Source organism: Isoptericola variabilis 225 (assembly GCF_000215105.1).
Lineage (GTDB): Bacteria > Actinomycetota > Actinomycetes > Actinomycetales > Cellulomonadaceae > Isoptericola > Isoptericola variabilis_A.
This window is the reverse complement of record NC_015588.1, coordinates 1-13,252: the sequence shown is the minus strand read 5'-3', so window position 1 is coordinate 13,252 and position 13,252 is coordinate 1. Positions and strand designations below refer to the sequence as shown.

The window sequence follows — 13,252 nt, the reverse complement described above, 5'->3', positions numbered from 1 at the left end:
GCTCACTCGTCCGTGAGCGTGAGGTGGATACCGCCCACGAGCGCGGCGGTGATGTTGTACAGGATGGCCATGATCGTCGCGATCGCGGTCATGAGCACGATGTTCACGAGCGAGATGAGCGTCGCCAGCGAGATCATGCGATCGAACTCGACGAACTGGATGATGTTGACCGTCGCCTCGGCGCCGACCGTCTCGCGGATGAAGTTCTGGATGGTCGCGAAGACGCCCAGGTCGTTGAGCACGTACCAGACCACGGCGGTGGCCACGACGTTCATGACCGCGACGGCGACCGCGAGGAGGAACGCGAGCTTCATGATCGACCACGGGTCGATGCGCGACACCGACAGCCGCACGCGGCGCGGGCCGGCGTCGGGCGCGACGGCGGGGGTCGCCCCGGTCGCGGCCCGCGCCTCGGGAACGGCCGTGCCGTGCACGCCGCCGGCCTGGTAGTGCATCTGCGGCCGCGGACCGGTCGGGTAGGTGCGGCCCGACGCCGGGGCGTCGTCCGCGCTCGACGACGCCGTCGCGGTCGCTGCGGTCTGCACCTTCTTCGCGGCGCTCTTCGCGGCGGCGAGGGCCGCGGCGGCGGCCTTGACGGCGCCCGCCTTCATGCTGGCGGCGGCGCCCTCACCCTGACCGTCGGTGGCGTCCGCGGAGTCCGCGGCGTCGTGGCCCGCCTCGCGCGCCGGCGCGCCGTCGTGCGCGGTGTCGGGCCGGCGCGGCACGGTCGTGTCGTCGGGCACGTCCGCGGCGGGCGGCGCGGGCACCGGACCCGGCGGCGGGGCCGGCACGGGTGCGAGCGTCTGGGTCGGCTCGGCGGACGACTCCGCGGACCGGCCGGAGGTGGCCCGGGCCACGCTGGGCGCGCTCTTCTCGCTGGTCATCGGTTGTCCTCGTCCCCGCTGTCCGTCTGCTCGGCGGCCGACTCGACGGCCGCTTCCTCGTCCACGCTAACCGACTCGCCCTCCGCGCGGCGCTCGACGTTGCGGGCCACGGCGATGATCCGGTCGTTCTTGTCCGGCTTCGCGAAGGTCACGCCCTGCGTGTTGCGACCCGTGAGGTTCACCTCCGCGACCGCCGACCGCACGATCTTGCCTCGCTCCATGATGACGAGCACCTCGTCGTCCGCCTCGGTCACGAGCGCGCCGACCAGGTCGCCGCGGGCCTCGACGAGGTTGGCCACCTTGATGCCGTAGCCGCCGCGGCCCTGGACGCGGTACTCGTCGATGCGCGTGCGCTTGGCGAACCCGCCCTCGGTGACGACGAACAGGTCCGTGCCCGGCGTGACGACGTCGGCGGCGAGCAGCTCGTCGCCGTCACGGAACCGCATACCGGTGACGCCCGACGTCGCGCGGCCCATCGGGCGCAGCGTCGCGTCGTCGGCGGGGAACCGGATCGACTGGCCCTTGCGCGAGACCAGGATGAGGTGGTCGTCGGCGTTGACCAGGCGTGCCGCGACGAGCTCGTCGGGGTTGCCCTCGTCGTCCTCCCGCAGGTTGATCGCGATGAGCCCGCCCGAGCGCGGCGAGTTGTACTCGCCCAGGCGGGTCTTCTTCACCAGGCCCCGGCGCGTCGCCAGGACCAGGTAGTCGGCGGCGTCGTAGTCCCGCAGGTCGAGGACCTGCGCGATCTTCTCGCCCGGCTGGAAGGCGAGGAGGTTCGCCACGTGCTGGCCCTTGGCGTCGCGGCCGCCCTCGGGCAGCTCGTAGCCCTTGGCCCGGTAGACGCGCCCCAGGTTGGTGAAGAACAGCAGCCAGTGGTGCGTCGTCGTGACGAAGAAGTGTTCGACGATGTCGTCCTCGCGCAGCTGGGTGCCGCGCACGCCCTTGCCGCCGCGGCGCTGCGCCCGGTAGGCGTCGGTGCGCGTGCGCTTGGCGTAGCCGCCGCGCGTGATCGTGACGACCACGTCCTCCTCGGGGATGAGGTCCTCGATCGACATGTCGCCGTCGTAGGGCAGGATGGTCGTGCGGCGCTCGTCGCCGTAGCGGGCGACGATCTCGTCGAGCTCCTCGCCGACGATCGCGCGCTGGCGCTCGGGCTTGGCGAGGATGTCGCGGTAGTCGACGATCCGGCGCTCGATCTCGTCGTGCTCGTCGACGATGCGCTGCCGCTCGAGCGCGGCCAGACGGCGCAGCTGCAGCGCGAGGATCGCGTTGGCCTGGATCTCGTCGACCTCGAGCAGCTCCATGAGCCCCGTGCGCGCCTCGTCGACCGTGGGGGAGCGGCGGATGAGCGCGATGACCTCGTCGAGCGCGTCGAGCGCCTTGAGGTAGCCGCGCAGGATGTGGATCTGGTCCTCGGCCTCCTTGAGGAGGTACTCGGTGCGACGGCGCACGACCTCGATCTGGTGCGTCGTCCAGTGCCGGACGAAGGCGTCGAGGCTGAGCGTGCGGGGGACGCCGTCGACGAGCGCGACCATGTTCGCGCCGAAGGTGTCCTGCAGCTGCGTGTGCTTGTACAGGTTGTTGAGGACGACCTTCGCCACGGCGTCGCGCTTGAGCACGATGACGAGGCGCTGACCGGTGCGGCCCGAGGTCTCGTCGCGGATGTCCGCGATGCCCTGGATCCGGCCCTCGTTGACCATGTCGGCGATCTTGCTCGCCAGGTTGTCGGGGTTGACCTGGTAGGGCAGCTCGGTGATGACGAGGCAGATCCGGTTCTGGATCTCCTCGACGTTGACCACGGCGCGCATCGTGATCGACCCGCGCCCGGTGCGGTACGCCTCCTCGATGCCCTTGGTGCCGAGGATCTGCGCGCCGGTCGGGAAGTCCGGGCCCTTGATGCGCTGCATGAGGGCCGCGAGGAGCTCCTCGCGCGACGCCTCTGGGTGGGCCAGGTGCCAGCGCACGCCCTCCGCGACCTCGCGCAGGTTGTGCGGCGGGATGTTCGTCGCCATGCCGACCGCGATGCCGGCCGAACCGTTGACGAGCAGGTTGGGGAAGCGCGCCGGCAGGACGACGGGCTCCTGGGTGCGGCCGTCGTAGTTGTCCTGGAAGTCGACGGTGTCCTTCTCGATGTCCCGGACCATCTCGAGCGCCATCGGCGCCATCCGGCACTCGGTGTACCGCGGTGCGGCGGCCGGGTCGTTGCCCGGCGAGCCGAAGTTGCCCTGGCCGGCGACGAGCGGGTAGCGCATCGTCCAGTCCTGCACGAGGCGCACGAGCGTGTCGTAGATCGCCGTGTCGCCGTGCGGGTGGTACTTGCCCATGACGTCGCCGACGACGCGCGAGCACTTCGAGAACGCGCGGTCGGGCCGGTACCCGCCGTCGTACATCGCGTACAGCACGCGGCGGTGCACCGGCTTGAGGCCGTCGCGCACGTCGGGCAGCGCGCGCCCGACGATCACGCTCATCGCGTAGTCGAGGTAGCTGCGCTGCATCTCCAGCTGCAGGTCCACCTGCTCGACGCGGCCGTGGTGCACCGCGACGACCGCCTCGGGGGTCTGCTCGGGCACGCCGTCCGTCATGTCGCGACCGGGAGTCTCGTCCGTCACCGTCTACCTGTTCCTTCCCACGCCGCCAGGGCGTGAACTGCCTCCTCGGGACCGGTTGTACAGCTGCGTGCAGGCGTTCTGTACGCAGCCGCGCCGGTCAGATGTCGAGGAAGCGCACGTCCTTGGCGTTGCGCTGGATGAAGCTGCGGCGGGACTCGACGTCCTCGCCCATGAGCACCGAGAAGATCTCGTCCGCTGCGGCGGCGTCGTCCATGGTGACCTGCAGCAGCGTGCGGTTCTCGGGGTCCATCGTGGTGTCCCACAGCTCGCTGTAGTCCATCTCGCCCAGACCCTTGTACCGCTGGATGCCGTTTTCCTTCGGGATCCGCTTGCCCGAGGCCAGGCCGGCCTTGAGGAACGCGTCGCGCTCGCGGTCCGAGTACACGTAGTCGTGCGGCGCGTTCGACCACTTGAGCCGGTACAGCGGCGGCTGCGCGAGGTACACGTGCCCGTGCTCGATGAGCGGGCGCATGTACCGGAAGAGGAGCGTGAGCAGCAGCGTCGCGATGTGCTGGCCGTCGACGTCGGCGTCTGCCATGAGGATGATCTTGTGGTACCGGAGCTTCGAGATGTCGAAGTCCTCGCCGATGCCGGTGCCGAACGCCGTGATGAGAGCCTGGACCTCGGCGTTGGAGAGCGCCTTGTCGAGGCGCGCGCGCTCGACGTTGAGGATCTTGCCGCGGATCGGGAGGATCGCCTGGTTGTGCGGGTTGCGGCCACGGACCGCTGACCCGCCCGCCGAGTCGCCCTCGACGATGTAGATCTCGCACTCCTCCGGGCGGTTGGACTGGCAGTCCTTGAGCTTGCCCGGCATGCCGCCGCTGTTGAGCAGACTCTTGCGACGGGTCGCCTCGCGGGCCTTGCGGGCCGCGATGCGCGCCTGGGAGGCCTGGATCGCCTTGCGGATGATGTCCTTGCCCTCGCCGGGGTGGGAGTCGAACCAGTCGGTGAGCTGCTCGCGCACGACGCGCTGCACGAACGTCTTCGCCTCGGTGTTGCCGAGCTTCGTCTTCGTCTGGCCCTCGAACTGCGGCTCGCCGAGCTTCACGGAGATGACGGCGGTCAGACCCTCGCGGATGTCGTCGCCCGTGAGGTTCTCCTCCTTCTCCTTGAGGATGCCCTTCTCGCGCGCGTACGTGTTGACCAGGGAGGTCAGCGCCGCACGGAAGCCCTCCTCGTGCGTGCCGCCCTCCGTCGTCGAGATCGTGTTGGCGTACGTGTGGACGGACTCGCTGTACGCGTTGGTCCACTGCATCGCGACCTCGACCGAGATCCGGCGCTCGGTGTCCTCCGCCTCGAAGTGCACGATCTCGGGGTGGACCAGCTCGACCTTCTTGGTCGAGTTGAGGTGGGCCACGTAGTCCATGAGGCCGTGGTCGTACTTGTACGTCACGGTGCGCGAGCCCGTGCTCGACGGCGACGCCCCGGCGCCGCTCGCGCCGTCGGTGGGGGCTGGCTCGCCGGCGACCTCGTCGACGTCGACCGCGTGCCCGGAGCGCTCGTCGGTCAGCGTGATCTTCAGGCCCTTGTTGAGGAACGCGTACTGCTGGAAGCGCGACCGGAGCGTCTCGAAGTCGAACTCGGTGGTCTCGAAGATCGAGCCGTCGGGCCAGAACGTCTGCGTCGTGCCCGTCTCGTCGGTCGGCTCGAGGCGCTCGAGCCCGGTGACGGGCGTGCCGCCGTCGGCGAACTCCTGGCGCCACGCGTAGCCGTCGCGGCGGACCTCGGTGACCACGCGCGTCGACAGCGCGTTGACCACGGAGATGCCGACGCCGTGCAGGCCGCCGGAGACCGCGTACCCGCCGCCGCCGAACTTGCCGCCCGCGTGGAGGATCGTCATGACGACCTCGACCGTCGGCCGGCCCTCGGTCGGGTGCATCGCCACCGGGATGCCGCGGCCGTTGTCGGAGACCCGCACGCCGCCGTCGGCCAGGAGGGTCACCTCGATCGTGTCGGCGTGCCCGGCGAGGGCCTCGTCCACGGAGTTGTCCACAACCTCGTACACAAGGTGGTGCAGGCCGCGCTCGCCCGTGGAGCCGATGTACATGCCCGGGCGCTTGCGGACGGCCTCGAGGCCTTCCAGGACGGTGATGTTCCCGGCGTCGTAACTGCCGTCGGATCGCTGAGCCACAGGCTGGAGCACTCCTCGTCATCCAGGCACGCGACAGGGTTCCCGGACGGGTGCCCGGGCCGCAGCACGAGGTCTGGCACAGGCTGTGCCGGCTGCTCGTCGGTGCTCGATCGTCCCGGGTGACCACCTGGGCCCGAGCGGTGCGCGACCGACCCTGCTCCAGAGCCGGTCGTCCGCGCGCGTCGGGCCCGGGACACCGCCCGGGGACGCGCTCCAGTCTACCTTCTGCGGGCCGGAATCCGGGGATCCGAGGGGCGTCGCCGTGTGGAAGAACACCGTTTTTCCACAGGTTTCTCCACACCATCGTGCACATCTCCGCCGACCCGTCCGGAGGCGCCCGAAATCGCCCGTGACACAGGACACGGATCGCCGCCGTTCCTCTGGTTCGATTCCCTCACCGAGCGCGGGCTCGGCGACCGTCGCGACGGCGTCCGAGCACGGGTGACGTCTACGCCTCCGCGGCGTGCGAGTCGCTGTCCGTCTGGGTCGCCGGGGTACCCGGAGGGCACGCGCGCCACCGTGGTGGTCGACGGCGAGGTCGTGGAGGACGCGCCCGTCGACGGCGAGCTGTGGGGCCACTATCCGTTCGACTGGTCGACGCCGCACGAGTGGAGCGTCGTCGTCGACGCGCCCGACGACGCCCTCGACTGGTCCGACGGCGGCACGACGGAGCCCTGCACCACCGACCCGAACGTGTGGACGGCCGACGTGCCCGTGCCCGCGGCGACCGGCGCGTTGAGCTACACGGTCACGTCCGACGGGATCCTCGCCACGACCACCCCGGGCCACGAGCTCGGGTTCACGCTGACCGACCCCACCGGTGCCTCGTACGAGCGGATCGACGACACCTCGGCGCTCCTGCCGTGGTACGCCGTCGTGCAACCGAGGTGCCCGCTCGAGGGCGCCTCCGTCGTCGGCGTGTGCGTCGAGGGCCAGCCGTACGTCGACGTCGCGGCGACCCAGCCGGAGGGCGCGTCCGGGGAGGAGCTCGAGATCGAGTGGACCGGGAACGACGTCGGCTACGAGGTCGTCTACGGCAGCGGCGGCTTCGGAGGCCCGTTCACGACCCGCGTCCCGTGGCCCTTCGTCGTCCACGACGACGGGACGGTGTCGCCGACGTGCGACACCGACTGGCGGCTCGAGGACGTGGACGTGCACCTGACGGCGTCGGTGTGGGTGACCGACGGGTACGTCCGGTCCTACCACGCCATGGTCGAGGACGCGCCCGTCGTCGACCCGTGCGCCGAGCCGGGGACCCCGGCGAGCCGGGCGGGGACGTCCGCGAGGGGCCGGGTGAGGGCTGGGGACGGCCGGGCTACCCGGCGCACCCGGGCCAGGGCCGGTTCCTCGGCCTGTCGCGCCACGCCGACGACGCGGTCGTCGTCGACCTGACGGAGGCCTGAGCTAGCCCCAGGTGTCCCGGGGCCCGGGACCGCGCACGGACCTGCGTCCGCGCCGGAACCCGGGCCCCGCCGGGCCCAGCACGGTCACCTGCTCGACGACGCCCTCGCCGACCTCCTCGGCGAGCCGGCGCAGGAGCGTCGGGACGAGGAGACGCACCTGGGTGGCCCAGGCGGTCGAGTCCGCGCGGACCACGAGAACCTTGTCCTCGAACGTCTCGGGCACGCAGTGGTCCGCGACCTGGTCGCCGACGACCTCGCGCCAGCGCCCGATCACGCCACCGACGGACACCTCGGCGACCCAGCCCTTCTGGCGCAGCAGCGACGACAGCACGTCCGAGACGAGCCGGGGGTCGCGCGCGCCGGGGCCCTTGCCCTCGGTACGCGGCTCGGCGAGCGGAGAACGCCGCGACGGCGACCCGGGACGCAGCCCCTTGGCGCGTGCGGCCGCCTTCGCGCGGTTGAGCGCCTCGCGCGCGACCTCCGACGGGGGAGTGAGCTCCACACGGTCACCGACCGGTCGGCGGCCGCGCGCGTCCGATCGGTCGTCCACAGACTTCCCCACAGGCCTGTCCACAGCGTGATCCACAGGGCGGTCCACAGCGGCCTCGCCGGGGTCCTCTGGCAGGTCAGTCGGCACGACGCACCACCCCGGGCGTGACCTCGAACCGGGCACCCAGCAAACCCGGGGGCACGTCGGCCGGCACCGCGGCCGTCACCAGGACCTGGCGCGCCGGGGCGACGAGCTCGGCGAGCCGCTCCCGTCGCCGGACGTCGAGCTCCGCGAAGACGTCGTCGAGGATGAGCACGGGGTCGGCGTCCGTGCCGTGGTCCGGGTCCCAGAACACCTGCTCGGCCGCGGGCGGCACCGGGACCGGGGTACCGCCGTCGGGCAGCGCGGACGCACCCCCGCCGAGCAGCCGGTACGAGGCGAGCCGCAGCGCGAGCGCGAAGGACCAGGACTCGCCGTGGCTCGCGTACCCCTTGGCGGGCAGGCCGGCGAGCGAGAGGACGAGGTCGTCGCGGTGCGGGCCGACGAGGCTTACGCCGCGCTCGACCTCCTGCGGGTGCGCCTCGGCGAGGGCCTCCAGCATGGCCTTCTCGAGGTCGTGGGCCGACGGCGGCGCAGCAGCCCCGGTGCCGGTCGGTGCGTCCACGGGAACGGTCGAGCGGTACTCGATCTCGGCGTGCCCGTTCGCGTCGCTCACCTGCTCGTACGCGGCCGCGACCTCGGGGCGCAGGGCCGCGACGAGCGCGTGCCGCATCGCGAGGATCTGGGCGCCGAGCTGCGCGGCCTTGGCGTCCCAGACCTCGAGCGTCGAGAGGTCCGGGGTCCGTCCGGCGCCGCGCACCTGGCGCAGGGACTTGAGCAGCGCGGAGCGCTGGCGCACGACGCGCTCGTAGTCCTGCAGGATGCCGGCCGCCCGGGGGAGGAGCTGGACCACGAGCTGGTCGAGGAACCGGCGCCGGCCGTCCGGGTCACCCTTGACGAGCGCCAGGTCCTCGGGCGCGAACAGCACGGTCCGCAGGATGCCGAGCACGTCGCGGGCGCGGCCGGGCTGCCCGCGGTTGACGCGCGCCCGGTTGGCCTTGCCCGCGGTGATCTCGAGCTCGACGGTCGACGCCCGGTCGGCGCGCACGATGCGCGTGCGCACGACGGCGCGCTGAGCGCCGGCGCGGATCAGGGGCGTGTCGTTCGCGACCCGGTGGCTGCCCAGCGTCGCGACGTACGCGATCGCCTCGACGAGGTTCGTCTTGCCCTGCCCGTTGCGGCCGACGAACGCGTTCGGGCCGGGCTCGAGCTCGACGTCCACCGCCTCGTACGAGCGGAAGTCGAGGAGCGACAGGTGCGAGACGTACATGGTCTCCCTGCGACGCCGTCAGGCGGGCGGCTCGAGCGGGCCCGCTCCGGGGGACGCCGGGCCGGCCGGCTTGACCGCGTGTCCGCCGAACTGCTGGCGCAGCGCCGCGACGGCCTTCATCGCGGGCGACTCCTCCTGACGCGAGGCGAAGCGCGCGAACAGCGCGGCCGAGATGACCGGCAGCGGCACGGCCAGGTCGATCGCCTCGTCAACCGTCCAGCGGCCCTCGCCGGAGTCGTCGACCCAGTCGTCGATCGCGGCGAGCCGCGGGTCCTCCTCGAGCGCGCGGACCATGAGGTCGAGCAGCCACGAGCGCACGACGGTGCCGCGCGTCCACGCCTTCATCGTGCCGCGGACGTCCGTGACGATGTCCTTGGCCGCGAGCAGCTCGTAACCCTCGGCGTAGGCCTGCATGAGGCCGTACTCGATCCCGTTGTGGACCATCTTGGCGAAGTGGCCGGCGCCGACGGAGCCGGCGTGCACGAAGCCCTCCTCGCGCGGACCGTCGGGACGCAGCGCGTCGAAGACCGGCATGAGGTGGTCGACGAGCTCGGGGTCGCCGCCCACCATGAGGCCGTAGCCGTTCTCCAGGCCCCACACGCCGCCCGAGACGCCGACGTCGACGTAGCCGATGCCCTTGCCCGCGAGCTCCGCCGCGCGCTCCTGGTCCTCGGGGTAGTGCGAGTTGCCGCCCTCGACGATGATGTCGCCCTCGCTCAGGAGCCCGCCGAGCTCCGTGACCACACCTCGCGTCGGCTCGCCCGCCGGGACCATGACCCACACGACGCGCCGGCCCTCGGGCAGCGCGGCCACGAGGGCCGCCAGGTCCGGCACGTCGGTGACCTCGGGCCGCGGGTCGTAGCCCGTGACCTCGATGCCGCCGTGGCGCAGACGCTCGCGCATGTTGTTGCCCATCTTCCCCAGACCGACGAGTCCGATGTGGCTGACGACCATGGAGGTTCCTCCTGTGTGGCGGTGACGGTCAGGGCGAGCGTACGGCGACGGCGCGGGGTGCGCCGTCCGGCGTCGTCAGCCGGCGAAGCGGATGGGCACCAGCAGGTAGCGGTAGTCCGACGAGTCCTCGCCGTCCAGCGACTCCTGCCCGGTGAACTCGACCGGCTTGTTGGGGTGCGTGAACGACAGCCGGACGAAGTCCGTCCCCAGGGCACCCAGGCCGTCGAGGAGGAACTGCGGGTTGAACGCGACCTGGATGTCCTCGCCCACGAGCACCGCCTCGAGCGCCTCGGACGCCTGCGCGTCGTCGCCCTGGCCGGCGTCGAGCACGACCTGGCCGTCGGTGAACGACAGGCGGATCGGGGTGTTGCGCTCGGCGACGAGCGAGACGCGCTTGGCCGCGTCGATGAGCGGCGCGGTCGCCACGACCGCGTGGATCGGCGTCGCGTCGGGGAAGAGCCGGCGCACGGGCGGGTAGTCGCCGTCGACGAGCTGCGAGGTCGTGTGGCGGCCGCCGGCCTCGAAGCCGATGAGGTCGACGCCGTTGCCCACCGACAGGCCGATGTTGACGAGGCCGCCGCCGCTGCCGAGCGACTTGGCGACGTCGTTGAGCGTGCGGGCACGGACGAGCGCGACCGCGGAGTAGCCCGGCGTCGCGGGCGTCCACGTCAGCTCGCGCAGCGCGAGACGGTAGCGGTCCGTGGCGAGCAGCGTGATGCGCTCGTCCTCGATCTCCATGCGCACGCCCGTGAGCAGCGGGAGCGTGTCGTCGCGGCTCGCGGCGACGCTCACCTGCGCGACGGCGTGCGTCAGCGCGTCGCCCGAGACGGTGCCGCTGAGCTCGGGCATCTGCGGCAGGGCCGGGTAGTCCTCGACGGGCATGGTGAGCAGCGAGAAGCGCGACGCGCCGCACGTCAGCATGACCTTGGTGCCCTCGAGCGTGACGTCGACGGGCTTGTTGGGCAGGGAGCGCGAGATCTCCGCGAGGAGCCGGCCGGAGACCAGCACCGTCCCGGGCTCCGACACCTCGGCCGGGATCTCGGAGCGCGCCGAGACCTCGTAGTCGAAGCTCGACAGGCCGATCGTGCCCTGCGCGTCCGCCTCGATGCGGACGCCGGCGAGCACGGGGGCGGGCGGGCGCGTGGGGAGGGTGCGCGCCGTCCAGGTCACGGCCTCCGCCAGGACGTCACGTTCAACCCGGAACTTCATCCCACTCCTTGAGTCTGCTCGGTCGACGGACGACGGCGCACCGGTCGTCGCGCGCGGCCCGTCGAGGCCGCGTCGGTCGAGGCACGGACGTGCGGTCGTCCGAGCCAAACCCTACGCGAGTCGGGGCCCGAGCGGCACGTGATCCTCAGGTCGAGCAGGTCGGACGCGCTCCGGCCTGATGAAGGCGTGGTGTTCATCTCCTGGAAAGAACGGTCATCGTCGTCATCGGTGTTGTGGAACTTGGGGAAATCCACCGTCGTCGCAGGTCAGGGGGCTGACGGCGGTGTGGACGGACTGGGGGCGGCCCTGTGGGAGAACTGGCGCTCCTGTGGGTGGACGATTCCGTACCCACAGGCGTCCACCGTTCGCCCGCTGTTCGTCCACCGGTTCGGGCCTTCGGTCCACAGCCGTCCACAACCTTGTCCACAGGTGTGTACGGGCGTGGGGGCGGACGGACCCCCACTTGTCCACGGATCGCGTGCACAGGCCTGGGGACGGGTGTCACGGAGCGGCGCGCGGACGCGCGTCGAGCTGTGGGTGACGGTGTGGACGGCGGTGTCGCCGCTGCCGGGGAGAGCCGGGGAGTGCGCAGCGTCAGCCGCGGTGCTGCTGCTTGATGCGGCTCGTGAGCTCGGTGACCTGGTTGTACGTCGAGCGGCGCTCGGCCATCTGGCCGGCGATCTTCTTGTTCGCGTGCATGACGGTCGTGTGGTCACGCCCGCCGAACTGCTGCCCGATCTTCGGCAGGGACAGGTCCGTGAGCTCGCGGCAGAGGTACATGGCGATCTGCCGGGCGGTGACGAGCACGCGCGAGCGGGACGAGCCGCACAGGTCCTCGATCGTCAGGCCGAAGTACGCGGCCGTCTGCGCGATGACCATGGCCGGCGTGATCTCCGTGGAGTCGTCGTCGGTGATGAGGTCCTTGAGGACGATCTCCGTCAGCGCCAGGTCGACCTGCTGCCGGTTGAGGTTCGCGAACGCCGTCACGCGGATGAGCGCGCCCTCGAGCTCGCGGATGTTGGTCGAGATGCGCGAGCCGATGTAGCTGAGGACCTCGTCCGGGACGTCGAGGCGCTCGCTCGCCGCCTTCTTGCGCAGGATCGCGATGCGGGTCTCGAGGTCCGGCGGCTGGACGTCCGTGATGAGGCCCCACTCGAAGCGCGACCGGAGGCGGTCCTCGAACCCGTTGAGCTGCTTGGGCGGGACGTCGGACGTGATGACGACCTGCTTGTTGGCGTTGTGCAGCGCGTTGAAGGTGTGGAAGAACTCCTCCATCGTCTGTTCCTTGCCCTGCAGGAACTGGATGTCGTCGATGAGGAGCACGTCGACGTCGCGGTACCGGCGCTGGAACGCGCCGGCGCGGCCCTCGCCGATGCTGTTGATGAAGTCGTTGGTGAACTCCTCCGAGTTCACGTAGCGCACGCGCACGTGCGGGTACAGGTTGTGCGCGTAGTGGCCGATCGCGTGCAGCAGGTGCGTCTTGCCCAGGCCGGAGTCGCCGTAGATGAAGAGGGGGTTGTACGCCTTGGCGGGTGCCTCCGCGACCGCGACGGCGGCCGCGTGCGCGAAGCGGTTGGACGAGCCGATGACGAACGTCTCGAAGATGTACTTCGGGTTGAGACGCGTGGGCTCGGCCTGCTGCTTGGGCGCGGGCGGGATCGGGGGAGCGACGTCGGCGACCGGGAGGCCGTCCTCGACGGGCGGCTCGGTGTAGTCGTGCGAGGGCCCCGTGAGGGCGTCGTTGCTCAGCTCCGGGTCGACCGTGATGCCGAAGCGCACGTCGCGGCCCAGCGTCGACGACATCGCCGACACGAGCTGGTCGCGCACGCTGGTCTCGAGGTAGGCGCGCGTCTGCTCGTGCGGGACGGCGATGAACACCGTGTCCTCGAGGATCGCCATGGGCTTGGCGAGCTTGATGAAGGCGAGCTGGCGCGCCGTCATGTCCGGCCGTGCCTCGAGCGTCGCCAGCGTCTGCGCCCAGACGTCGGTGATGTTCTCGTCCGGCTGGGCCACGGGCGTTCCTTCGGGTCGAGGGAGGGGTTCAGGATGCGGCCTGAAGGGCTGCTGGGGTAAGCGAGTGTGCCACGCCGACGCGCCTTCCACATAGTTGTCCACACCCTGTGGACATGTGGACAACCCTGTGGTCGGGCACGAGGGTCGAGCGAGGTACGGTGTCGTTCATCGTAGCGACGTCGGGCCGGTT

Annotated in this window: 8 protein-coding genes and 1 pseudogene; 1 reads left to right on the top strand and 8 read right to left on the bottom strand. The window is 71.4% G+C overall.

Annotated elements, in window-relative coordinates; genetic code table 11:
- Nucleotides 1-2: 2 nt before the first annotated feature.
- The 3 genes from ISOVA_RS17050 to gyrB all read right to left on the bottom strand — a co-directional run bounded on the left by ISOVA_RS17050 (nt 3) and on the right by gyrB (nt 5,624).
- On the bottom strand, nt 3-884 hold the full coding sequence (locus ISOVA_RS17050; RefSeq protein ID WP_013837222.1) for a DUF3566 domain-containing protein: 882 nt from the start codon (nt 882-884) through the stop codon (nt 3-5).
- Nucleotides 881-3,379: a DNA gyrase subunit A gene (gene gyrA / locus ISOVA_RS00045; protein ID WP_407635296.1), complete on the bottom strand. Its 2,499-nt coding sequence runs from the start codon at nt 3,377-3,379 to the stop codon at nt 881-883. The genes ISOVA_RS17050 and gyrA overlap by 4 nt, the downstream gene beginning before the upstream one ends.
- Nucleotides 3,380-3,590: 211 nt before the next feature.
- The gene (gene gyrB / locus ISOVA_RS00040) at nt 3,591-5,624 is read right to left on the bottom strand and encodes a DNA topoisomerase (ATP-hydrolyzing) subunit B (protein WP_013837220.1); all 2,034 of its coding nucleotides are present in this window, start codon (nt 5,622-5,624) and stop codon (nt 3,591-3,593) included.
- A 519-nt stretch (nt 5,625-6,143) separates the two neighbouring features.
- Between gyrB and ISOVA_RS00035 the strand changes: the two genes are divergently transcribed.
- Nucleotides 6,144-7,016, top strand: a complete 873-nt coding sequence (locus ISOVA_RS00035; protein WP_013837219.1) for a hypothetical protein — start codon at nt 6,144-6,146, stop codon at nt 7,014-7,016.
- Nucleotides 7,017-7,028: 12 nt separating this feature from the next.
- On the opposite strand, the gene ISOVA_RS00030 is transcribed toward ISOVA_RS00035, so the two are convergent.
- From ISOVA_RS00030 to dnaA, 5 genes and pseudogenes are all read right to left on the bottom strand, one after another.
- Complete coding sequence (locus ISOVA_RS00030) at nt 7,029-7,529, bottom strand: DciA family protein (RefSeq protein ID WP_013837218.1); 501 nt, start codon at nt 7,527-7,529, stop codon at nt 7,029-7,031.
- Nucleotides 7,530-7,653: 124 nt separating this feature from the next.
- Nucleotides 7,654-8,886 (bottom strand): DNA replication/repair protein RecF, encoded by a 1,233-nt coding sequence (gene recF, locus ISOVA_RS00025; RefSeq protein ID WP_013837217.1) that lies wholly within the window; start codon nt 8,884-8,886, stop codon nt 7,654-7,656.
- An 18-nt stretch (nt 8,887-8,904) separates the two neighbouring features.
- A pseudogene (gnd, locus tag ISOVA_RS00020) lies at nt 8,905-9,849 on the bottom strand (phosphogluconate dehydrogenase (NAD(+)-dependent, decarboxylating)); the annotation flags it as partial.
- Between the two features lie 66 nt (nt 9,850-9,915).
- Entirely contained in the window at nt 9,916-11,049 is a 1,134-nt protein-coding gene (dnaN, locus tag ISOVA_RS00015) for a DNA polymerase III subunit beta (protein WP_013837215.1), read from the bottom strand.
- Between the two features lie 594 nt (nt 11,050-11,643).
- Nucleotides 11,644-13,062, bottom strand: coding sequence for a chromosomal replication initiator protein DnaA (dnaA, locus tag ISOVA_RS00010; protein WP_013837214.1), 1,419 nt, complete (start codon nt 13,060-13,062; stop codon nt 11,644-11,646).
- Between the last annotated feature and the right edge of the window lie 190 nt (nt 13,063-13,252).